Origin of the sequence: Tardiphaga sp. 20_F10_N6_6 (assembly GCF_052076045.1) — a bacterium.
Lineage (GTDB): Bacteria > Pseudomonadota > Alphaproteobacteria > Rhizobiales > Xanthobacteraceae > Tardiphaga > Tardiphaga robiniae.
The window spans coordinates 3,027,833-3,048,861 of record NZ_CP197239.1 but is presented as its reverse complement, the minus strand read 5'-3'; the positions used below and the strand labels follow the sequence as shown (position 1 = coordinate 3,048,861).

The following is a 21,029-nucleotide window of genomic DNA, read 5'->3' as shown; positions in this document are numbered from 1 at the left end:
CGCTGGCATTTGATTGGACAAACAATCAAACTGGACAGCTGGCATATGAGTCGGATGATGGAGAGGCGACGTACTAACCATTCATCGCCAAGCCGAGGTCGGCGTATATTGGAGCCAATTCGCTCCGTGTCAAAGGCCAACGGTTTAGTGCGTCTGACGGACGCTCTGATACGGCTAGATAAGCAATCAGTATGCTAGGTTGCCTAAATAGGATTTTTATTTTTGCTCTATTCGCGATTTTCTCGCTGACAAACGATTTTTGATTTAGGAATGCGGTGACCTTCTCCAGAACCCCGTCCGAGTTTGGTGAAAATGCTTCCATCAGAAGTGAGTCCACACGCGTCATTTCCGCGCGAATTCCTGTTCTCTGCTCGTATAGATAGGCCAGCTGATCAGTGAGCTTCCGAGTGTCGCTTACTGCCACCTCGATACGCGCGGCAACTTGTTCAAAATAGTCGTTGGTCGCCTCGATTAAAGCCATTGCTTTTGACACGGCTCGTTCCATCTCTGGCGTTTTTTCCACGCTAGGCTTGTAAATCGTGTCGTGCGTCAGCTCGCTGTGAGCATGTTGCATCAGTGTCCGGATTTGAATTTCGCAAGGCAGTGATTCTGGAATATCGATATTGGCGATACGCATAGGCGTCTTGTTACGGACAACGTAGTGGACTGATTGATACTCAAAAGCCGATGGCCGAGCGGCGACTTCGGACTCGTAGTCGCGATCTTTAGAGTAGTTCCATGCGTCGCACTGTTCGATGGCCGAGGTAACCTTGGATATCTGGCTTGCGAGAAGCACAACTAGCCGAACGCCGACCTTATCTGTGATTTGCTGAAACGGGTCGTCATATGTTTTGTTTGGATTGTAAAAGGCCTTCGTCAGAAAGGAGCCGGTGGTTTTGACCCGAGGTAAAATGGGGATGCGTACAAACACATCGGTTGTTACGGGAGCTACGATGGCCTCAAGCGCTTTTATGAGACGGTCTGCAACGTATTGCCCCCACTGCTCGTACGCAGGGCGTTCGGCGTGCCATCTTTGGATAAACTCATCTTCAGTCATTGATCTTCACGGATGTGATCGCGAATTGTAATGCGCGTCCATTCCTGCGGCGATCCATCACTTCCTTCACCATTAATGGTTTCAACGGTTACCATGTCTTTAAAGGCCTCCGGTGGAGCGGTAAATTTGATGCTGTTCGAGAAGACCATTTTTCTTAACCGCAGCACCCCTTTCAAGTCGGATGTGTCTTTCTGAACGGTACCGGACGGAAACTTTTTCTGCTTCATATAGTGCGAAAAATCGTCCACCGTGTTCGCGGGTAGATAAGTCTTGGCGAAAGAGCTAACGCTAATCGTTGGTGTCTGATCAACTTTCAAATACGTATAAAGCCCTGTAAGTAGATCCGCGCGCTCTTCGCGCGGGATGCTGAGTCCTTTCACGAATTCTTTCGTGTGCTCGAAGAATTCCTTCGTTAGAAAAGAACTGTTCTTGGGAATCACGCAGCCTAAAAATGCTTCGTAGAAGTATTGAGCTGCACCGTCTCGCTTTGCGCTGCTCATATGGCTGTCAAATACAAAGGCCTGCCACCCGTTGGGAAATTCGCTGATACCAGAAGGCGGAGCAACGAAGACACCAATCTTATAAAGCTTCGCAGCTGGCGTTAGGAATAGATCTTTCAGGTAAGCAGCATCCATCCCACTTCTGCTAACCTCACGCAGAAACCCCGATTGAGTTTCTGCTTTTATGATGCCGAGATATTTTCGACTTGGGCTTCCGATTTGCCCCGAGAAAACAACAACGATTCCACCGGGCAGAGTGCGCGATATCTGAGTTTTTGCAAGTTCGTCCGCTATCGTCTGCGAAAGCGTGATGAACTTGTCGTCGCGTGCCTTGATCAAATCAGTTGCAATATGGGGAACACTGCCAACGTTGGTGTTGGAGATGGTCATTTCCATGCTCTTGGAATTGTTGCCGAGGGCTTCGATGACCCGACCACTGAAATCGTCGAGCGCTTCTTGCGGCAGCGAAATCATATGGCCGCCGTAGCGCGGCGGCACCAGTAACTTGTCGTCCTTTCGTTTGAAAACCTCGTGCAGAATTATTCTCTCAACCGAGATGTTTTCGAAGATCATCGTTCCCCCCCAAATAATATCCGGGAACTTATGCAGATTGCTTCACAGGCGCAAAGTGGGTCGATAGCACTCTTAAGTCGTATATGTTGACCGCATAAGGCTGGGATGAGCTGAGTGTTCGATCCGAATCCAATGTAAGAACAAAAAGAGAACAATGCAACGGTTCAGGAGGTTGAGGCCTCGTCGGGCCATTGGTGCTTGCGAGCCATATCCCCACTCAATGGGCCGTACCGAAAACCCTGCCAGAAAATGGTGCATTGGGGATTGAAAAACATCAGTATTTTCAGCATCTTGTGGCCATGCGAAAAACATGTATTATCCGTATAGTCGCGAGGAGGTGGCTGGCGGATGCTGCGGCACAAGCGAGTTGCCCTTTATTTACGGGTATCGACGCAGGACCAACGAACCGACAATCAATTGCGCGAACTGACGGCCGTCGCCGACCGGGCAAGTTGGCGAGTAGTCGGGACGTTCGCCGACACTGGCATATCTGGAGCCAAAGGCCGCAAGGACCGTCCCGCATTCGACAAGTTACTTAAGGCGGTCACGCGTCGGGAAGTCGATTTGGTCGCGGCGTGGTCGGTCGACCGCTTGGGTCGATCCCTCACCGATCTCTTGTCGTTCCTCGGAGAGCTGCACGCTAAGGGCTGCGACCTATACCTTCACCAGCAGGGGCTCGACACCAGTACGCCTGCCGGACGGGCGATGTTTCAGATGATGGGCGTATTTGCCGAGTTTGAGCGTGCCATCATTCGTGAACGCGTTGTGGCAGGGCTATCCCGAGCAAGAGCCGAAGGCAAAGTGCTGGGACGCCCAACGGTCGGAACCGAAATTGAAAACGCGATCAGGCGAATGCGTGGCAGCGGTCTCGGTATTCAGAAGATTGCGAGGACGCTTGGCGTTGGAGTGTCCGTCGTCCAGCGTGTGGTAAAGACAACGACAATTCAAGCGCGTTGAGCCGCAGATTTCGAATCCCCGGCTCCCGGATTACCCAATACCACATTTAACGTCGCTGATGCGCCATAGCGTACGGCCTCCAACCGAGGCGAACCAATACCATTCCACTCGGAAATCGAAGGGAGTGTTCCATTTTTGCGCGTTCGCAGCGGCTAAAAGTGTGGGCTGTGTTGCCTATACGGACGCGCGGTCAATTCGCGAAAGGCTTCGGATCGCTCGAACACTACTGCGACCTATGGAAGTCTAGTAGCCGGGCGGCGACTCCGAGCGATTCGCGTATCTGTTCGTCCGACACGGTTGACCAAAGCTCTGGCGGCTTTGAAACTTCGACCCGAAACACTGTTGTTGTTCCAATGACGAGAAAGCGAGCTCCTGTCGGAGCCGCAGATAACTCTGTTGGTCTATTTGTCGCTCCACGCCAATAGGACAGGTCCACAAAACCGTTCTTTACTTTCCAGTCGATTGTCGTGAATTTTGGTAAGTCGCCTTTGAATATAAGCCACCACGAATCGCTGCCCTTATCATCGGGCTTCTTCATCATCAATTGTGGGAATTCGGCAGTCGCTGTTCGATAAACGCGCTGCCACAAGTTCGTGACCTCGGGCGCAGGGATAGCGAACGAAGGTTTCCTTCCTTGCTGAACCGCGCGCAACAAGAGCGAGGCGCGGTGCTGTGCACGAGCCGTTCCCAAGTCGCCAATTGCAAGAGCAACATCTTCGTATGTAACGACGATGTCGAACAATTTTGCTGCGGCGTTCACCTCGGAATACTTCGCCGGGGAGATAAGAATGCAGAAAACCAATCTCCCGTCGCTCAAGAATGCTTCAGCACGTTCCTTGTACCGTTCGGGCTGTCGCGGTTGAAATACCGCATCGATCTTGTTCTCAATCAACAGAACGCCAGACGCACCATCAACACTAAATCGTGCCAACAAATCGGTTTCGCCGGTCTCATCGATGACAGAAAGCAGGCATTCGTTGATCGATATCGTTGAAGAAACGCCTATAGCTCGAGAAAAGAGGTCGCAGACGCGGTCGTTGAATAGCAGTTCCTCCTGCAAAAGCACATCGATATCTCGCTCGTAAAGTCTTGGTAAGTTGATGGATATGATCTCTGGCGTCTTCGGCATTCTTGATACCTCTCCCAGCTTTCGATTCACCCGCGAGTTTGCGAATGATTTGTATAGCGATTGTGATTGATTGGTAAAAAGTCAGATGCCTTGGGCGTTGTCTCGTCATATAATGGGGTGTGACGCGGGTCATTGAAACCGAACGCGAGAGCCGTCGATAAATGTCGAGCTTCTATCATTCGATTACTGGATATTTCGATAAGGGCAAGCATGGCCGTTTCTTAGCTATCCTGCTGCTCGAGTTGGCGCGGCACGAGCCCCAGAGCTTCGCCGCTCTCATTGAGGCACATCGTGCTCCTCAAAGATCTAAGCGTGCAGGTTTTTGGAGGCGGAAAGCCTCAATAATCAAGGCTGGTGAGTGTTCCATCGAGCGGGAGTATCCGTTCATGGGGCTAAAGGGGGAGCGGCGGGCCGATCTCGCATTGGTCACGGGTAAGCATGTCGATATTGCGTTTGAAGTGAAGGAGTTTGATGGAGCGCACTCCAAGCACAACACAAGTCAATTGGAGGACTACTTGCGTATGGTGAAGCCGGACCGTGGCTTCGTTTACGTTTACAGATTCCTACCAGATGACCGGACCAGAAGGCGTCTGGAAGCTGAACAGGAAAAAGATAGGCCTGTAGCCTTGCTTAGCTACGACAGAATTCATTCGACCCTGTCGCGGTTAGATCAGATGAAAGCACCACTGGCTCGGCTTTTGTGCAGTTACATGGAGGATATCGGGGTGGGCATCTACACAAAGCTCAATCTTCGCGGTGATGACAAGAGCGCTGCAATTTTCCTTCTTTCGCAGATTCTCGGGATGCCTCACGCAAGTGGATTTAAGAAAAACCAAAGCGATCAAAGCGTCCGCCGGGGAGCGGATATTATTAAGCTGATGTATTCAAACACCGAAGTGCTCATGGAATGGATGCGGCATTCAAACACCAAAATAATGCCAAAAAAATCGACACGTCGGCTCTGGATCAATCCGGTCTTTGATATCAAGAAGCTCCGAGGCGATCTTAACGTGATGCCGAAAGCGTCGAAACCAAGACAGCTACCCAAGAAAATGTGGCCCTATGTCATGGGTGGTGATGTGTATTTCGAAAGTAGTTGCGGTATCCGTTCGCCTGCATCCATCAGCCGACGGTTGTCATTGAAAATCGGTATCTCACTCAGCCTCCGTAAAGAAGGTAAGCACGTCAAGGCGCAGTTTTACGCTTACTTTGAGCCCGCCGCTCGATCTGAAGGCGACGACATTGAGCCTGTAGAATCGGTCATCACATTTCCGACCGAGGAGACGGCTCAGCGCATCGTTTTGCGACTGGTAGAAAAGCTGATCGAGGCTGCGAGAACATCTGAACAGCCAATTTTTAGATATTTATCGGATTTCGAATTACCCATCACACCATAGGCCGCTGCCGGTCCTCGGGTCCGCTATAGATTGTGAGCACCTTCTTCTGATCTCCACCGCAGCCCTGCTATCGTATTTCAGGCGCCGGCTGACCACGCAATCTTACGGTCGACCTGCAGAAAATACTGTGAACGTTTTGGCTCAGACTGTCATCAGGAGATATCTCAAGGCAGACGGCAGTTTGTTTGAGCGCCATTTTATGCGATGTCCCGTCGCCCATTTTGACCCGAGAGTAGCAACTCTTCAACGTGATGACTTTAAACTCATAGCCCAGATGTCCATTGGGTCGAGGCCCAAGAGGCAATCGACAACTGCGACCCGACTGCGAAATGTGATGTTCACTAGCAAAATCGAGTCGGCGAGGCATAGCCCGTTTGGGTCAAACTTTAGTTGTCGGTGTGGGCGTGAAGTCAGCCCAAACGAATATTGTGAAACTCATCCTTGACCGTAGCGGACGCATGACAGCCGAGCCGAAGCCTCTTGTCTGCGGCTGGTAATAAGAACCTCCGCAACGGGGCTAGGGGCGGGAGCGGTATTTGAGCTTAGCAAAGCACCACGCCACAATGGTACCGGTAGCGTGTTGAAGCCTTAAGGACTCTCATTGATGCGGCACTCCCGCGGCGCGCCTCGGCGGCAAGACCAATTGTCGGGCCATATCCGCTCCCACTTGACTCTCGACCCGGGCCATATAATTCTAGCACAGGTTGTAGCGCGTGGGGTGCCAAATGGAGCCGTCGCAGATACAGGAGCGACTGATCGAGCGGGGCTATGACATTGGCGTCCGAGGAGCCGACGGAGACGTAGGCGCCGAGACCATCGCGGCGGTAGTTTCGTTCCAGCGAGCGAATGGCCTTGTGCCGGATGGCATAGCGGGCCCTCTAACGATTGCCGCACTGAGCCGGGATAAGGATCCCCCGCTGGTAGCTGAGCCGAGAGTGCCCAATTGGATCGTGCTCGCGAGGGCCGACCTCGGCACTCTAGAGGGGGTCGGAGAAAGCAACAATCCAAGAGTCATATCCTACTTCGTAGACGCCGGATTTTCGGGGGTGAAAGAAGACGCGGTGGCTTGGTGCGCAGCTTTTGTTGGCGCCCAGTTAAAAAGAGCAGGCATTAGGCCTTCGCTATCGCTCGCGGCCCGATCTTATGAGCGATGGGGAGTCGGAATTCAGGCTCCCGCCTTCGGCTGCGTTGCTACCAAGCGCAGAGGAGGATCTAGCTGGCAGGGGCACGTCGGCTTCGTCGTTGGGGCCAACGACAAGAAAGTATTCTTGCTAAGCGGAAATCAGGACGACGCGGTTTCTATCGCGACTTACCCCAGAGCAGAGTTCACTGCGTTTCGCTGGCCTTCTGAGGTGCCGCTGACCCAAAATGTGCTGCCTAAGACAATCGCGGGCGCTCGCGCTGCGGGTCGCGAAGTATAGACCAGTCTGGCTGAGGGCTCGGAAGTGGGAAGATATCGTCTTAGCATATCCCCGGAATCCGGTGACGAGTATAAACTTGTCTGGGGTGATCCGACGAGCGATCTCCAACCATACTGTGTAAGTGGAACGTTAGTCGCGGAGGCCTCCGAGAGCGTTCGTGCTGTTCTAAACGACATTAGTGCGTACCACCGCCAATGCGAGGTTACTCTTGAAGCTCCTGACTACCGAGCGTTCATGAATCGACTTGCATCCGCGGGTGAATCGCTCGCGGAGTCGATTCTTCAACCTACGAGTGGCGATAGATCTTCAGCGGAAGCTGCGCGTGAGTTAGTTAAGCAGATACGATCAAGTGTTCCTTTGAGTATTGTCGTGTCAGGAACGCCACTGCACGTTCCATGGGGATTCTTGTACCGCGGTCAGGCGGATGGTGAGTTTCAATACTCAGGTGACGCATCGGATTTTGATGATTTCTGGGTGAACCTCTTTGATCTCAACGTGAGCTACAGTCGGACGTCGTTTCTAGCGCCCTCGAATAAAAAGGTTAGCGAGAGTTCGTTTATACTGCATGCTCTACACGCGGAAAATTTCTCCGCGGCGAAGAATCTCCTTGGAAAAAATGAGCAAGCGCAAATTGAAGCGCTGCTGAACCTAAAGGTTGGAAATTTTACCGACTGGCATTCTTGTCGAAAAAATTGGCGAGAATGCCAAGACGTAGATAGCATCATATATGTTTTTGGGCATTCCGATGGTAAGAGCATCTATCTAGAAAATGGCACCGAAGATGCCAAGTTTCGAATGGACGCAAACAGCTTCTCAGCAAGTTTTCGGAAGCGTTCTAATACGAACTCGCGCACCATCTGTTTTCTCAATGGTTGCCGCAGCGGAGCAGGGGATCTCGGTAGTAGCTTCCTAAGCGTTACGTCTAGTCACGGCTTCTACGGCTTTATTGGGAGTGAGGCGGAAGTCTCCAATACTTTCGCAGCACGATACGGTGCTGCTTTTATGAAAATGCTGTGTCTGGAAAGTGCATCCGTGCAGGAAGCAATGGCTGCCCTTAAGGCCACGCATGAATTCTTCCCGATGAATCTCTTTTATACTTGTTATGCATCTCCCGATTTTCGGTTGCATGACAAAGCGGGGGTTTGACGTGCTTGTGCCTCCATCCGAACTTCACCGATTGAGTGACCAGCCAAAGTCACGAGATTGGCCAGCCGAGCCATACAAAGGGCTCAACTATTTTCAGTACTCGGACGCGCCTCTTTTCGGGGAGAGAGACGCTGATATTCAGAATTGCTGCGCGCTAATCGGTCTCGCGACAAATAAAGTCTTGTTACTTCACGGTAGAAGCGGAACTGGCAAATCGTCTTTCCTGCGCGCTGGCCTCCTGCCGACGTTGGAGCTGGCTCGTTTCTCAAGCTTTCGAGGTAACGTTCATAAGGGGCCGCTCTTAATTCGATGCACTGCGGATCCTGTAGGACAGATCCATACATGGCTGCTCGAGCGGTTGCAGGAGAATACTTATGAATTTATCGACAAAGAGAAGCAGGTCGCGGCAGTCGAAGCGTTGCAGCGAGGTGATTATCTGCAAAAGAGAGAGCTGGTTTCCTCGATATTAGAGGCATGCTCGCTCCTTTCGAGGGCGTCGATGCGCCCCCTCGTAATAGCGTTAGATCAAGCGGAAGAGATCTTCACATTGGGGGTCGTCCCGGACGCCTTGGCCGCGCTTTTCAATTTGATTGAAGAGCTCTGCATCCGAAGCATTGATATCAAACTGATTGTTGCGATACGAACAGAATATTATGGCCAGTTCTGCGATCAACTCAGGATAGATCCCAATCTGAGTGTGTCCGCCAGACGCACCTCGTTGGATCAGTACATGTTGCATGGACTGAAGGATAAAGAGCAACTCGTATCCACAATTGTGCGACCCACAATTGACGTGCAAATCGGAGCCATGATCGCGCCGCGCGAAGTCTACAGGTTCTTCTACAGTAAAAGATTACCGGAGATTATCGCCGACGATTTACTCGCCCATTGCGGGACGGAAGCAAGTGTGCTGCCCGTCCTCCAGATAGTTTGTCGTGATCTTTACCGTTCAAAAACTGAGGATCAAGTAACCCACCTTAGCGAGATAACCCATGAGCAATATGCAGCGCTAGGTAAAGTGAATGGACGTGTAAACGCTTTCGTCGAAAAATCGATTGCTGATGCTATCGTTCAAGTGGAAGGATCTCCTCCTAGCAGACAGGAAGTGGAGCGGTGGCAGGAGCTGCTTTCCGATCTTGTAGGAAGGCAAGAAGGTGGAGTTGTAACGACCCTGCTTATAGACGAGGAATCATTCATTTTGGATGCCGAAGCAAAGGGCATCAAGGGCTCCATTCGCCTAGTGCTGGAGCAAATGGCTGACCAGAGTAATGGGCTGCTAAGAATATCAAGACATTTGGACGTCGAGGGGACCCCCTCCCGACAGTTCAGTTTGGGGCACGATTCCTTAGCTCCGTCGCTCTTCGCTTGGGGCGAAAACCGATACGATGTGCTGCAGGTACGAAAGGCATCTAGGCGCCTCAAAGTGTGGCTTGTGCTGTCGCTGGCCGTGATTGTCGCGGCGGTTGCCGCACTTAGTTATCAGACATATGCGATCAGACTCCGGAACGTTCGTCTGCTCGAAGTGCGAGCTGAAGCTGACACGTCTGTCGGGTATCGCTCGCGCATTTTATTGACCTTAGCTGCAATTGACGCAGGGCAAGGGGTATTCTCGCGTTATCTCTCTGCCGAGGCTAATTTGGTCCGCTTAAAGTCTTTGATAGAACGGATTCCAGCCTATGTTAGCGAGCCTAACCTAGCTCTAGCCGAATCTAGATTGCACAACAGTTTTGTCGGATTGAACACGAGAGGACAGATTCAGCTTATTGATCGAGCTTCCTACGTTTCGACTGCAGTTGGTACGATCACGGTTCGGTCAACCAGCGAAGTTACGTCTCCTCAAGCCGCCATTGGATATGTGGATGGTTTGAATGCCCCGGTCGTGTACCAAGGTGGAGTATTGTCTTGGTGGCCAAATGAACGCCTTCCGCTACAATCTCCGCCAGATGAAATAAATATTGCAAAAATTTTCCCATCGGCCTTTGGCGACCAAGGTTTCACGTGGGTTGAGGTCGCAAAGGGTCATTTGAGACTAACTCAGGTAACCTTCGCCCCCCGTACCTACAAGTTTGTGGAGCTAAAATTCGACGGAGCGAACTTTCGAGCCGGTGATGTCATTCCTATGGCGTGGCCCGGCGCAATTTGGCCGACGTTTTCAAATTCCTCGGATCGGTTTGCATACTTCAACGCCAATTTAGAGCTTTTTCATTCTTCGCGCTTGCGTCCGGGAACAACGACTAAGGTCGGGGCGCCTCCCGAAAACAGTCTAAAAGGCGGAGCGCAATCTGCTGAACAGTTCTTTCAATCGCTAGGGTTCTCGTCTTTGGAAGAAGCTATCGTGTCGCGAAGGTCGCGTGCGGAAATTTTCATATACCCGTTTGCTTCGCCCGATGCCCCGATCAAGTTAGAATTGTACGAAGCCAAGCAGGATCGGCCGGTTCGTCCCCGCTTCGGAAGTTCGCGTCCACTGATCGCGGCAGTGCGCTTGGGGAACGTTTGGCGTGTGGCTTGGATGTCGGAAGAGGGCATTAATGTCGTCGAGGGGGCAGGTGGCCGGATAGCGAAGTTAGTAAAGCCCCAAGAGCTGCTGCCAGCCGTTCCGGCCGATTCCATTGTCAGACTTGAATTCGCGGCCGACGGAAATAGGCTCGTAGCAGTGTCTCAGTCGAGTTTCCAAGATCCGTTGATCTTCAAAATCTGGGACCTGAGCGACGCATGGCGTGCGAAGGTCGATGGCATGAACAAAAGTGAAGCACAAACCTACGCATGCAATCGATTGGGCAAAAGGGACGCTAATCTAACTGCTCTTGAAATTAACAGCTGGTTTGAAGGACGACGGGTTCGGCCGCCATGCGAGGGGGATTAGATGTCTCAACTATTAACACGTGCGAGTGAGTTGCTCGAGCGATTGATCTCAGCGCCTTATCCGAGACCCACTCTGGTCCGTATGCCTTCGTCCAGCAGCTTCCCGTCGGGAGTCGCAGGCGTCAAAATTCCGAAGGACAATGGATATTTTAGCGTTCGCATCAATGAGCTGTTTCTGTTGGATGGCCGCACTTGGTTTGAAACGTTCGATCCAATGGCCGTTGTTGTTACCGAATTCTTGTATGGCGATAAAAGACTTGCCGTTCCGTTCGTGGTCGGTTCAGAGCTGTTTAAGCATCAGCCGGGAAAATTACCTCATGGACTTCTTTTCAACGACATCTTAGTCGCAGGTCCTCATCCGTTTCGAGGCGGAAATGTTTCTATAAGCATAGTTCTATACAAAGTTAGGCGCGATAACTACGCCCGGAACGTACTGAAGTTCGTAGAGGGGCTGTCATCTGCGGTCGGGATTCCTGCAGACGTCGCGTTTCTGGCAAAAGCCGGGGAATCGGTGCTGGATGGAATTGAAGCACTATTGGGACTCGCGGATACTCAGCCAATTATGGGGCATCGAATAGAGCTCGATACTTCTTCGATGTCTGGTCTATCTTCGACCACATGGATGCTATCGAAGAACAGTGTCGATGACCCTTCAAAATTGGTTGTCGAGGACGGAAGGCTTTTCGTTCGAAGCGCGGAGAAGGCATCAGATCCATACCGAGGCTCCGATTACATTCTTTATAGCATCACCGGCAACTCCCGTCGGGGCGACGAGAGCAGCCTCCCATTTTACGGTCTTCGAAAGCAGGCATTCGAAGCTATTCTTGGTGGTGACGAAGGTTGGAAGCGTGCGAAGGCAATCCTGTTGTCGGTTTATCAGCAGATGGTCACTAGTGACGACCTGACCGCCGCTGAGGCCGACGAGCTGTTTCAGAAGTATAAAAATGAATTGGTGGAAGCACGGGAGGTATTCAAAGGGACGACGATGCTGTCTCGGGCAAAAGGACTTGAGGCGGTGCGTGAGTCTCGCTTAGACATCGCTACTAGCATTCTAGATCTGTAAGCAGAGCATAATTGCTTCGTATCCCGCTGGCGTTGCGAGTTGTGTTCTGTCGACGATCTCTGGATCATCGCCGTTTGCTAGTCGTTAAAGGCATTGTCCTCGGCCACTGGCCGGACTGACACTAAGCGCCAATCACTTCGGCCTCGGCGCCGGTGGACGAGTGGAACGACCGTGACCTGTGCCATGTCTCAGGGCATTCGCCTTCGACAACCGTTGTCCCGTTCACACCATCGCTCACTAACTCCGTTGGCATTCTACTTGGCTGCTGCCGGAGTTGAGCGCGCCGCAGTTAACGACAACAATCAGAAGTCCGGGGCAGGCGATTGACCCTCGCTACGATGGCGTTTAGCTAGTACATTGCCTACATACCGAGTTTATTATGAGTATAAAATATTTTGAACTGCTCGCCGACGAAGTTTGGGAAGGTAACCCGGCCACAATCTCTTCAGTTCGCCATCTTGGCGACCGCGAACGAAATGCGCTGGAGGCAACGATCCTCAATAAGTACGGGAAGTCTCTGAGCCTCCGAGGAACGCCCGCGCAAGTTCACGCAACCCTTGACGCGGCAAAGCGTTCCTAACAACACACGTTGGCAAGGAGCCTTGATGCCCTACGCTTTGTTTGATGATGACCAGCAGCGGAGTAAGCAATTTCCAACCAAGGACGACGCTTGGAAGCACGCTGACGAAGCCGGGCTTGTCGATGTCGTTGATGGGAAGACTGTATTGGAAGACGGTTACACGATACAGCCGTGCGGCTTGGACGAGAACGGTGTGGTGGTGGCGATGCCGCCAGCAGTCCAATAGGCGGCACAAACTAGGGCGTGTACTCATAAATTGAGGTTCGGAGCGCTCGAACGATTTCCGCTATCCGGCGTATTGCAGACTGCATCCGGAATTCGCCTTAGATGCGTCAATTGCAATAACGGACGTGCTTCCATTCGCGCATTCAATTCAATGTTTCAGCCGCATTTCTATGACCTGGATTGCAAGCAAATCGGTGTAGCGACGTTCCATCGTTTCAACCCAATCGTCCGCAAAGTGTGCCCCGCTTTCCTGTGACAGTGCTTGCCAGGCCGCTTGCTTCTCGTCACGACAGGACAATATTGCCAGGCGTGAGACCACCAGAGCGGGTTCAGTAGTTTTTGCGTATCGTGTCGCTGCGGCGTCGGCGCAGGTCCGCCACTTCTTGACTGCGATTTTTGATTCCTCTTCTGCTGTCGCGGCAAAAGAGACGAGGCATACGATAGCAGCAAGCATAAATTTGTACATTCGTTGGCTCCTTAGATTGATCGGAAATGTCCATTCCTTGCAAAGTCTAGAGATAAAGCGCCAAGGCTCTACCGTAGAGCAGCACCCAACCAAAGAAATCAAACGGTGCAGAATTTGCTGCATAGGCGGTTGCGGTGCCGGACATGCCGGGCCGCAGCGCGGCGGGATCGATTCCCTTAGGTCGATCGATCAGCGCGGGATACTCGGCCGTCATCGGGAGGGACGTGACGCGCGTCAGTTCTCCTGACGAGGCAATCTGCCCCTCGCCGACGCCGCTGACGACCTCGCCGATCGTCGAGGTGTAGAGGTGGCCGGGATTGTTGGAAAGCGCGAACTGGACCCGCGCGCCCGGGCGGATGGCCTGGTATCCGTTCTGCGAGAAGATGCCCACCAGTTGGACGGCGTCGCCGACGAGGAACGAGAGGACCGCCTTCGATGATGTCGCGCGGTCGCCGCTGCTCAAGGCCAGATTGGTAACGGATCCGTCGGCGGGCGCGAACACCGTCGTCTGCGCGAGGTCGTACTTCGCCTTGTCCAGTTGCGCCTTTAGCTGGTCGACCTCGGACTGGCGCTCCTGCACGTCGAACGCCCGGCCGGCACTGCTGGCCTGGAGATCCTTCATCTGGGAGAGCCGAAGCTCCTGAAATCCGAGCTGAGCCTCGACGAGACGGACTTGGGCTTCGTAGGGAGCCGGGTCGATCCTGAACAGCACCGCCCCGGCCTTCACGGGCGCGTTCGGCTTCACCGAGATCTCCGTGATTTGGCCGGTGACGTTCGGCGTCACCTCGACCACGCGGCTGATCACGACCACCCGGCCGGTGGGTGCCAGGTAGTTCAAACAGCCCGCGAAGAGCGCCGCAATGAACAGCCCTACCAGCACGGTCGCCGTTCCAGTCCCCCATCCCCAGCGAAGCCATTTCAGCTTGGCAAAGACGAGCCAGACGATCAGTGCATACACGATCGCAATGATGACCATGCTGGATCTCCGGTCCCCGGTCTCCCTTTAGCTCGCCGGCTTCATCTCTGGAAACTTCCACGTTCCCTTCAATATCTCGTCGCGCGGCCGGTAGAGTCTCGCGGCGGTATTCCAGCCTTTCATGATCGGCAAGCAGTTCGGGACCTTGCCGTCACAACCGCCGAACTGAATGGTTATCGAGCCGTCAGGGTTTTTCTGTCCGGTGATGTTGTTGATCGAATAGGCGTTGTACGGGTTCTTCTCGAAGTAGCCTTGGCCGTTATAGACGCTGACGGACCAGAAGCCGTTCACCGGGACGTCCTTGACAGTGAGCTTATAGACACCCTCGCCGTCGTTCTTGGGTGGTATGATCGAGACATAGGTTGCGTCCTTGTCAGGATTACCTCCCCAACCCGAGGCGGCTCCGAGTATGAAGCGGATCGGGTCCACGGACTGCTTGGTGCCGAAAGCCCTCTTGTAATCAGGCAGGGTCGCGGCAAGGACCAGCAAGGCCTCGCGCACCTTCTTGTGGCTGTCAGGCTCCCAGTTGGGAATTTCAAATTTGCCCACGTCCTTTTGTCTGATCTTGACGCCGTCCTGCAGGGCCTGGACCTGTTCCACATCCTTGGGGTTGGCAGGATCGACCAGAGTTCGAAGGAAGGTCGCGGCGTAGCGCGTGCCGACCTTCTGCCTGGTTAGTGTGTAGGACCCGGCGCCATATACGACCTCTACCGTGTACTGATCCTCATTGACCACCTGCATCGACATGAAGCGCTTGCCCGAATTAGGCAGCGTGATCGTTACCGGTCCTGCATCGAGGTCGAACACCGCGGTCGAATACAGCGTGTCGCGGTTCATCCGGATCACGGTCTGGTTATCGATCGAGGCCGGCTCGCGGGCATGGTGATACTTGCTCAGTCCGCCGCTTTCCTTGACCAGCTTTGCGAAATAGACGTCGCTCTCGGCGCGGGTGAAATTCTCTACCGTGACCGGAACGGGATTGCCCGTTTGCGACTGCGCGAACGCCTGTCCGGAAAGGCTCAACAAGACGGCTAGTGACAGTCTGGCGTTGGAAATCATCCTGATGGCTCCTGAGGCGTTAAGAACGGATACGGCGCGGATTTCGGCGCGGATTCTTCATGCTTACTTCGTCACCAGATGTTTCGTCGGCGTCACGGCTTTCGGCGCTTCTTCCGAGATCGAGAAGGTCAACCACGTATTCCAACCCGCCGCCCTGTTGGCCTGAGCGAACTCTCCATAGGCCTTCACGCCGAGAAATCCTTGCATCTCGGCAACGGGGAACACGTATCCGAGCTGGGGGCCGACGCCGAGAACGCGCGATCGGAATCCGCCGAGCACCGTTGGCTGGCCGAAATCGTCCGTCACCTGCTGGTATGCGTATCCGACGACGCCCACGAAAACCTGCTTCGACAGGAACTTCGAGGCGCCCCAGTCGAAGTGGAAATCGATCCCGCTTTGGTACTGCGTATCCGGATTCTTGAAGTTGTAGGTGACCCCCGCGACCCCCGAAAATTCGATGCCCGCCGCCGGGTTGAAGTAGGTGTAACCGCCACCGAGGTCGATTGCGCCGTGTCCCATGCCTACGTTGGAGAGGCGGCCGGGGTCGTAGTCTCCCACCGGAATGTCGCCGGCGGCGTAGACCATGTAGTTGTGGACGCCGCTATTCCATTTCAGCTTCAGCGTCGGATATAGGTCGCCGTAGGAGACAAGCGTGTCCTCGAGGAATCCTTGCCTGGTAGTGAAGAGCGGACCGGCCGCAGCCGTCAGTGTGCCGGCGATGCTGGCGCTGCTCCTCCCATAGACGCTTGCCAATGTCGCAGATAGCTGGCCGCCGAACACGGGCGTCGCAAACGTGTAGGTCGGCGCGACGAAGATCAGATCGCCCTGGCCGCTCAGCGACAGGTTCAGGTTGACGTTCACGGTCGGAGAGAACCTGCCGACCTGTGCCTCGCGCGCGGCGGCGGCGGCGCCCGACGCGTCCACGCTGGTGTGGTAGTAGATCGTGCCCAAGGACCAGCCCGGCGTCGAAGGCGTCGCCGCTTGGCTGCCGTACTGGCCGGGAAGCCAGAACGAGAGCCCGCTATCGTCAGCGCGCGATGCCGCAGGAGCGCACGCGAGAGAGACGGTGGTTGCGGCGACGACGATCCGGCTGCATGCCGTTTCATAGAGTTTCATCCGGCCAACCCTTTCGACTTCGACGGAGGCCGACTGGCCCAGAGAGGCACTGCAGCTTCTTCTTCGAGGATCATCGCGCAGCCCGCGCTACTCGCAATAGTCCATAAACGCTGCGTGAACGTGATGTGACCAGTCGCGTTTACGAACTCCTTGAACTGGCGGTTGGCTGCGGGGGGCGGTCGATCCAGAAACCGTCCACCGTCACCCGATGCGCCGGCGCTTCTTCGGGATAGTGGTCGTTGGAGCCCATGCGGAAAGTGCCAGTGGGAATCCAAACCGTGGTTTTGTGCGCATCATCTTGCGATGACCGATGGCTTCGCCCCTTGTCGGCTGGCATCAACGTCATGGCGCACTCTACAGTGGCGGGCGTACGGTACGGCGAGTGCGGATAGCATACAACCAGACCGGGTCTTTGTCAGCCCCGATGGTGCGCTTGGGGCCATTCGCGTCGTTTTTGACATATCTCCGGCATGTCCGCTGTCCGGCCCATCTCAGACCTGCAATTCGCGTTACGAACACCGATAGTGGCATGATTCAAGCTTTCGAACCGGGGCCTCGAATCATGAGATACGAACTCACGGACTTTGAGTGGACTGCAATCAAACCATTCCTTCCGAACAAGCCGCGCGGCGTGCCGAGGGTCAACGACCGACGTGTCCTCAACGGCATCTTCTGGATATTGCGGTCAGGCGCACCATGGCGTGATCTGCCGGATAGCTTTGGGCCCTACACGACCTGCTACAATCGGTTTGTTCGTTGGCGGATGGCTGGCATCTGGGACTTGATTATGGAGGCGCTCGCCGAAACCCATGACAATTCCATCCAGATGATCGACACTTCCATTGTCCGCGTCCATCAGCACGGCGGCTCCGCGGGAGGAGCCGAAACGAGGTTGATGGGGCGGTCGAGAGGTGGGCTAACGACCAAAATACACGCTTGCGTCGATACCAACGGTATGCCCGTCCGCCTTGAATTGACCACTGGTGAAGCCCACGATAATCAACTCGTCACCGAGCTGTTGTCTGATCTAAAACCAGGCGCGATGTTGCTTGCTGATCGAGGATACGATGCCGACTGGATCAGAGCATTCGCCGGTGAACACGGTGCGTGGGCCTGCATTCCTCCGAAGCGAAATCGCAAAGACCCAATTTGTTTTAGCCCATGTCTGTACCGGGCGCGCAATTTGGTAGAGCGCTTCTTTAACAGGATCAAGCAATGCCGGCGCGTCGCTACCCGGTATGACAAACTCGCCGCAAACTACCTAGCCTTCATCAAGCTCGCAGCCATTCGGATTTGGCTACGCGCTTATGAGTCCACGCCCTAACCGTCGGTGCGCTTCAGCCGACTGAGTGGTCAGGGAAGCCACGCCACTTTGTGCTTGGAGGTGCAAATCGAGCGGTTGGCTTGAGGCCCGCCGGGAGCGCGTGAGCCGCGCTACCGAGGAATGGGCTCGCAATCGCCCTAAAACGAGCCGTAGGGCCATTTCCGGTGCGTTGGGAGGTATGGGGCAGGGAATATGAGGGGAGCGTCGCCGTCGCGTGCCTCAATCGATTATCAGGAGGTATAAAAATACCTAAACTTGAGCATGCGCTTCGTCCACTTGCGTAGGGATTAAGTCCGATATGAGTCGGCCTGCTCGGGGCGCGTCCAACCTCGATCCGACGTTGAACGCTGCGAGCGGCCGCACCAAGAGGCTATCCACAGCGAGCCTTTGGAATGCCTCAGGTGCGCCGAAGAGTGCAAACGAAGCGTAGAGCGGGCCGGGCTCGCTCGAATGACGATCAATTAGTGTCTTTTGTCAGCTGCGAATTTTTATCTATCATTTTTATGTCGCTGAGGACCAATGCCGCGTTTCGCGCAAAGTATCTGAGGATCTTGTCGTTGCCCAAGTCCCATTCGTAAAGGTCGCCATTTGGCGTATCAAAAAACTGAAACTGTTTGTTGCCGAATTGGTCTGAAAGGGAGCTCGTCGATGGCATTTCAGCTGTGCCCCGAAAGGAGACTACTATTGACAGTAAAGGGGCTCCGGGGAAAACCGATGAGAATATAAAGTGCATGTTGTCGCATGAGATACCAAACGCGTTGGTCAGTTGGGCATATTCAGCCGGTACACGAAAGCAAGAGCGAAAATTCTTAGTACTGATTAGCGCTTGCGTTTCGTCAAAGCTCGTTCCCGGAGTAAAGCCCATGATATCCTGCTTGCCGGCGCTCCAGCAGGAAGGGGTCATAGCAACCAGCCCGACAATAAATGTCAAAAAGCGAAGCATAACATCTCCAGTCGGGAACAAGGGATACTCAAGGAAGCATCTGCTGCACGTCGCGTTGACGGCTTAGCGAAATTTGTAGTCCGCTGATCCGGCACTTGTGCCGAATTTGGCGCGCACAACCCGGCAAAAACTCACGAGGCCGACACCGCCTCCCACCTCGAGGCGGATCGGAAAAATCTGAGCGTTGGGATTGGCGAGGTTTAACATTGTCGTGACCTTGCAATCGTCACGGTCGTTAACCTGTGCACTCTGTATGTCGACCGCCTTCTGGCCGATATTGATGACCTGCAGCTGATCGCCTCCGATAAGTGTCACCTTCAGCTCGGGAGATCGCCTGAACAGGGACACGACAAAAATCGCCGTCAGAGCGGCAAGGCCAATCTGCCACCAGCGCCAGCGCTTTTTGGGAAGCGCGGTTTGTGTTGTTTGATTCGGAACGTCAGTCATCTGATCCCCGTGTACGGTAGGGTCGCTCGGCTTCAACCCGGAGTTTAACAGCGGGTATCTGGCTTGCACAACAAATTTCCTGAGTTTTACTCGGTGGTCGTGGATCGTGTGCCCGAGCAAAACTCCGGGTATGGCAAAGCCTGACCTGAAGCTGAAATTTGGCATGCGCATCCGAGGACTTCGGGAAGCGCTGGGCATGACACAGGACGAGCTGGCTGAGAAAATCGGGCGCGGCGTCGACACCGTCAGCAATATCGAGCGGGGCGTCTACGGGACCCCTATCGACGTGGCGGGTCGGATTGCGACGGCTTTGAAGGTCAACCTGTCCGAACTGTTCAGCTTCGATGATGAAGCGCAGCCAGCCGCAGGTCGCGAACATCGTCGTATCGTCCAAAGCCTGACGGCCATTTTGAATGGGTTGGACATGAAGAGTCTCTTGGCGATCAAGGAGGTTATCGAGGCCTCGGTGAAATTGACCGGTCGTCGGAGCGGGCGTTCGCATCGCTAAAGCTCAGTACTCAGATGCGAGCATGATCGTCATCACGCGGGTCGTGACGGAGGCGTCAGTTGGGTCGGGTGAGCCGAACTGCATCCACTGATCGTATGCGTTGATCTTCCAGAACACTCGAATGTCGTCCTGATCAAACGCCCCGAAGTCGTGCTCGCCATGCGGATCGTTATCCGGGCTGAAATCATTGAAGCTCCGTACACTGAGGAGCAGCTGCGCGACCTGCGCGGCCCCCAGCGATGCGACACCGGGGGTCAAGTTTAGTCGATAGCCCTTGCTCGTGCGGGGCAGCTTGTGTCGAAACGCATCGTTGAGTTCACGGATTCTGAGCGTGCGTTGAGTTTCGACGCTCGCACTGGCCGCTCCTGATGTCGAGTGCTGTTCAGCGCTTAACATGGCTTCACCATCTTCGGATGCAGCAAGGCAACTTGGGTTATCTTTCGAGTGAACGTGCCGAGCTCAGGGTAGTCCTTCCAAAGCAATGTTACCGTTTGGCTTTCGAGAACCACGTTTTGGACCTCGCAGTAAAACCAGCCCTGCGTAGGTTCGTCGGTGGCTAATACGAGCGACCCTCGGACCAATGCACCCCAATCGTCTGATGCACCGGCTTTGGCACTAGCTGCAGGAGGCACAGCTTCTTTATCGGCGTCGCCCGAAGACGGTTTTGGCGGGGAGGCGGGAGGTTCGGTCCCGGCGACTGCGAGTAGTTTGTTGTAAAGCGCAGGCCGGACAAGCGGCACCACCGTTGTGCCTTTTGCCGACACCGTGCCCTTGGGAAGTTTCGAGGCGATGGCGCGCTGCTCATCGCTGACGATCCTGATGGTCCGCATGCCCATCAGCCGGGCGGCCTCCTGAGCCGATTTTGCGGCTTCGGCACCGAACCGCGATGCGTGAGGTCGTTTGCGTCGGTCAATTCCAAATACCGCCAAAGCGATGTCGGCTGGGATCTTCTGAGCGGTGTTTCGTTTCGCCGTCATGCCTGCCTCTCTGAAATGCCGAAGGGGGCCAGAAGCCCCCTTGTTTCGGAAAGTTCGGATGATGTCGGTTGGCTGGTTGGCCATCCCACGGTGGGATCAGTCGGTCGAAACGCCAAAGGCATAATTTCCTCCAATAGGGGTTTGGGCGTGTATCCCAACGATACGGTAATATGGCACCTCTTGTCAATACCTTTTATAAATCAATGGCTTATGAATATTATCCTGCGTTTTGCCCAAAGTGCGAGCTGATCTTCCAGATTTGCTTTTGAACGAGCTCTCCACGAGCTCTCACGCCTATGTGTT

The 21,029-nt window shown here is 54.2% G+C and carries 20 protein-coding genes and 1 pseudogene; 9 read left to right on the top strand and 12 right to left on the bottom strand.

The window, feature by feature from the left end:
- Positions 1 to 73 precede the first annotated feature (73 nt).
- On the bottom strand, positions 74 to 1,057 hold the full coding sequence (locus tag AB7813_RS14755; RefSeq protein ID WP_441228229.1) for a GTP pyrophosphokinase: 984 nt from the start codon (positions 1,055 to 1,057) through the stop codon (positions 74 to 76).
- Positions 1,054 to 2,130 (bottom strand): nucleoid-associated protein, encoded by a 1,077-nt coding sequence (locus AB7813_RS14750; protein WP_441228228.1) that lies wholly within the window; start codon positions 2,128 to 2,130, stop codon positions 1,054 to 1,056. The genes AB7813_RS14755 and AB7813_RS14750 overlap by 4 nt, the downstream gene beginning before the upstream one ends.
- A 348-nt stretch (positions 2,131 to 2,478) precedes the next feature.
- Between AB7813_RS14750 and AB7813_RS14745 the strand changes: the two genes are divergently transcribed.
- Entirely contained in the window at positions 2,479 to 3,087 is a 609-nt protein-coding gene (locus AB7813_RS14745; RefSeq protein ID WP_441228227.1) for a recombinase family protein, read from the top strand.
- A gap of 223 nt (positions 3,088 to 3,310) precedes the next feature.
- Here AB7813_RS14745 and AB7813_RS14740 read toward each other — a convergent pair whose 3' ends face one another.
- Positions 3,311 to 4,216: a hypothetical protein gene (locus AB7813_RS14740; RefSeq protein ID WP_441228226.1), complete on the bottom strand. Its 906-nt coding sequence runs from the start codon at positions 4,214 to 4,216 to the stop codon at positions 3,311 to 3,313.
- A 161-nt stretch (positions 4,217 to 4,377) separates the two neighbouring features.
- On the opposite strand from AB7813_RS14740, the gene AB7813_RS14735 reads away from it, so the two are divergent.
- The 6 genes from AB7813_RS14735 (at position 4,378) to AB7813_RS14710 (ending at position 12,911) form a co-directional block, all read left to right on the top strand.
- Positions 4,378 to 5,613: a hypothetical protein gene (locus AB7813_RS14735; RefSeq protein ID WP_441228225.1), complete on the top strand. Its 1,236-nt coding sequence runs from the start codon at positions 4,378 to 4,380 to the stop codon at positions 5,611 to 5,613.
- Positions 5,614 to 6,338: 725 nt separating this feature from the next.
- Positions 6,339 to 7,034 (top strand): NlpC/P60 family protein, encoded by a 696-nt coding sequence (locus AB7813_RS14730; RefSeq protein WP_441228224.1) that lies wholly within the window; start codon positions 6,339 to 6,341, stop codon positions 7,032 to 7,034.
- A 234-nt stretch (positions 7,035 to 7,268) separates the two neighbouring features.
- The gene (locus AB7813_RS14725; protein ID WP_441228223.1) at positions 7,269 to 8,180 is read left to right on the top strand and encodes a hypothetical protein; all 912 of its coding nucleotides are present in this window, start codon (positions 7,269 to 7,271) and stop codon (positions 8,178 to 8,180) included.
- The gene (locus AB7813_RS14720; RefSeq protein ID WP_441228222.1) at positions 8,137 to 11,043 is read left to right on the top strand and encodes an nSTAND1 domain-containing NTPase; all 2,907 of its coding nucleotides are present in this window, start codon (positions 8,137 to 8,139) and stop codon (positions 11,041 to 11,043) included. The genes AB7813_RS14725 and AB7813_RS14720 overlap by 44 nt, the downstream gene beginning before the upstream one ends.
- Positions 11,044 to 12,105, top strand: a complete 1,062-nt coding sequence (locus tag AB7813_RS14715) for a hypothetical protein (RefSeq protein WP_441228221.1) — start codon at positions 11,044 to 11,046, stop codon at positions 12,103 to 12,105.
- 605 nt (positions 12,106 to 12,710) lie between these two features.
- A complete protein-coding gene (locus AB7813_RS14710) occupies positions 12,711 to 12,911 on the top strand; it encodes a hypothetical protein (protein WP_441228220.1) in 201 nt (66 codons plus the stop codon).
- Positions 12,912 to 13,058: 147 nt separating this feature from the next.
- On the opposite strand, the gene AB7813_RS14705 is transcribed toward AB7813_RS14710, so the two are convergent.
- The 5 genes and pseudogenes from AB7813_RS14705 to AB7813_RS14685 form a co-directional block, all read right to left on the bottom strand.
- The gene (locus AB7813_RS14705; protein WP_441228219.1) at positions 13,059 to 13,376 is read right to left on the bottom strand and encodes a hypothetical protein; all 318 of its coding nucleotides are present in this window, start codon (positions 13,374 to 13,376) and stop codon (positions 13,059 to 13,061) included.
- A gap of 46 nt (positions 13,377 to 13,422) precedes the next feature.
- Complete coding sequence (locus AB7813_RS14700; protein WP_441228218.1) at positions 13,423 to 14,352, bottom strand: efflux RND transporter periplasmic adaptor subunit; 930 nt, start codon at positions 14,350 to 14,352, stop codon at positions 13,423 to 13,425.
- Positions 14,353 to 14,379: 27 nt separating this feature from the next.
- Entirely contained in the window at positions 14,380 to 15,411 is a 1,032-nt protein-coding gene (locus AB7813_RS14695) for a DUF1254 domain-containing protein (protein WP_441228217.1), read from the bottom strand.
- A 63-nt stretch (positions 15,412 to 15,474) separates the two neighbouring features.
- On the bottom strand, positions 15,475 to 16,527 hold the full coding sequence (locus tag AB7813_RS14690; RefSeq protein ID WP_441228216.1) for a SphA family protein: 1,053 nt from the start codon (positions 16,525 to 16,527) through the stop codon (positions 15,475 to 15,477).
- A 107-nt stretch (positions 16,528 to 16,634) separates the two neighbouring features.
- Positions 16,635 to 16,864, bottom strand: a pseudogene (locus AB7813_RS14685) (SUMF1/EgtB/PvdO family nonheme iron enzyme); the annotation flags it as partial.
- 225 nt (positions 16,865 to 17,089) lie between these two features.
- Here AB7813_RS14685 and AB7813_RS14680 point away from each other — a divergent pair.
- Positions 17,090 to 17,851, top strand: coding sequence for an IS5 family transposase (locus AB7813_RS14680; RefSeq protein ID WP_441228215.1), 762 nt, complete (start codon positions 17,090 to 17,092; stop codon positions 17,849 to 17,851).
- Between the two features lie 457 nt (positions 17,852 to 18,308).
- On the opposite strand, the gene AB7813_RS14675 is transcribed toward AB7813_RS14680, so the two are convergent.
- Together AB7813_RS14675 and AB7813_RS14670 are read right to left on the bottom strand one after the other, a co-directional pair.
- Positions 18,309 to 18,794, bottom strand: coding sequence for a hypothetical protein (locus AB7813_RS14675; protein WP_441228214.1), 486 nt, complete (start codon positions 18,792 to 18,794; stop codon positions 18,309 to 18,311).
- Positions 18,795 to 18,857: 63 nt separating this feature from the next.
- Positions 18,858 to 19,241: a hypothetical protein gene (locus AB7813_RS14670; RefSeq protein ID WP_441228213.1), complete on the bottom strand. Its 384-nt coding sequence runs from the start codon at positions 19,239 to 19,241 to the stop codon at positions 18,858 to 18,860.
- A 130-nt stretch (positions 19,242 to 19,371) separates the two neighbouring features.
- On the opposite strand from AB7813_RS14670, the gene AB7813_RS14665 reads away from it, so the two are divergent.
- On the top strand, positions 19,372 to 19,749 hold the full coding sequence (locus AB7813_RS14665; RefSeq protein ID WP_441228212.1) for a helix-turn-helix domain-containing protein: 378 nt from the start codon (positions 19,372 to 19,374) through the stop codon (positions 19,747 to 19,749).
- A gap of 3 nt (positions 19,750 to 19,752) precedes the next feature.
- Here AB7813_RS14665 and AB7813_RS14660 read toward each other — a convergent pair whose 3' ends face one another.
- Both AB7813_RS14660 and AB7813_RS14655 read right to left on the bottom strand, forming a co-directional pair.
- Positions 19,753 to 20,145, bottom strand: coding sequence for a DUF3768 domain-containing protein (locus tag AB7813_RS14660; RefSeq protein ID WP_441228211.1), 393 nt, complete (start codon positions 20,143 to 20,145; stop codon positions 19,753 to 19,755).
- Positions 20,139 to 20,726 (bottom strand): hypothetical protein, encoded by a 588-nt coding sequence (locus AB7813_RS14655; protein WP_441228210.1) that lies wholly within the window; start codon positions 20,724 to 20,726, stop codon positions 20,139 to 20,141. The genes AB7813_RS14660 and AB7813_RS14655 overlap by 7 nt, the downstream gene beginning before the upstream one ends.
- Positions 20,727 to 21,029 lie beyond the last annotated feature (303 nt).

What these genes read in the sequence shown, in the direction of transcription:
- AB7813_RS14755 (WP_441228229.1), bottom strand. Translation starts at nt 1,057, where the DNA reads ATGACTGAAGATGAGTTTATCCAAAGATGGCACGCCGAACGCCCTGCG.
- AB7813_RS14750 (WP_441228228.1), bottom strand. Translation starts at nt 2,130, where the DNA reads ATGATCTTCGAAAACATCTCGGTTGAGAGAATAATTCTGCACGAGGTT.
- AB7813_RS14745 (WP_441228227.1), top strand. Translation starts at nt 2,479, where the DNA reads ATGCTGCGGCACAAGCGAGTTGCCCTTTATTTACGGGTATCGACGCAG.
- AB7813_RS14740 (WP_441228226.1), bottom strand. Translation starts at nt 4,216, where the DNA reads ATGCCGAAGACGCCAGAGATCATATCCATCAACTTACCAAGACTTTAC.
- AB7813_RS14735 (WP_441228225.1), top strand. Translation starts at nt 4,378, where the DNA reads ATGTCGAGCTTCTATCATTCGATTACTGGATATTTCGATAAGGGCAAG.
- AB7813_RS14730 (WP_441228224.1), top strand. Translation starts at nt 6,339, where the DNA reads ATGGAGCCGTCGCAGATACAGGAGCGACTGATCGAGCGGGGCTATGAC.
- AB7813_RS14725 (WP_441228223.1), top strand. Translation starts at nt 7,269, where the DNA reads ATGAATCGACTTGCATCCGCGGGTGAATCGCTCGCGGAGTCGATTCTT.
- AB7813_RS14720 (WP_441228222.1), top strand. Translation starts at nt 8,137, where the DNA reads ATGCATCTCCCGATTTTCGGTTGCATGACAAAGCGGGGGTTTGACGTG.
- AB7813_RS14715 (WP_441228221.1), top strand. Translation starts at nt 11,044, where the DNA reads ATGTCTCAACTATTAACACGTGCGAGTGAGTTGCTCGAGCGATTGATC.
- AB7813_RS14710 (WP_441228220.1), top strand. Translation starts at nt 12,711, where the DNA reads ATGCCCTACGCTTTGTTTGATGATGACCAGCAGCGGAGTAAGCAATTT.
- AB7813_RS14705 (WP_441228219.1), bottom strand. Translation starts at nt 13,376, where the DNA reads ATGTACAAATTTATGCTTGCTGCTATCGTATGCCTCGTCTCTTTTGCC.
- AB7813_RS14700 (WP_441228218.1), bottom strand. Translation starts at nt 14,352, where the DNA reads ATGGTCATCATTGCGATCGTGTATGCACTGATCGTCTGGCTCGTCTTT.
- AB7813_RS14695 (WP_441228217.1), bottom strand. Translation starts at nt 15,411, where the DNA reads ATGATTTCCAACGCCAGACTGTCACTAGCCGTCTTGTTGAGCCTTTCC.
- AB7813_RS14690 (WP_441228216.1), bottom strand. Translation starts at nt 16,527, where the DNA reads ATGAAACTCTATGAAACGGCATGCAGCCGGATCGTCGTCGCCGCAACC.
- AB7813_RS14680 (WP_441228215.1), top strand. Translation starts at nt 17,090, where the DNA reads ATGAGATACGAACTCACGGACTTTGAGTGGACTGCAATCAAACCATTC.
- AB7813_RS14675 (WP_441228214.1), bottom strand. Translation starts at nt 18,794, where the DNA reads ATGCTTCGCTTTTTGACATTTATTGTCGGGCTGGTTGCTATGACCCCT.
- AB7813_RS14670 (WP_441228213.1), bottom strand. Translation starts at nt 19,241, where the DNA reads ATGACTGACGTTCCGAATCAAACAACACAAACCGCGCTTCCCAAAAAG.
- AB7813_RS14665 (WP_441228212.1), top strand. Translation starts at nt 19,372, where the DNA reads ATGGCAAAGCCTGACCTGAAGCTGAAATTTGGCATGCGCATCCGAGGA.
- AB7813_RS14660 (WP_441228211.1), bottom strand. Translation starts at nt 20,145, where the DNA reads ATGTTAAGCGCTGAACAGCACTCGACATCAGGAGCGGCCAGTGCGAGC.
- AB7813_RS14655 (WP_441228210.1), bottom strand. Translation starts at nt 20,726, where the DNA reads ATGACGGCGAAACGAAACACCGCTCAGAAGATCCCAGCCGACATCGCT.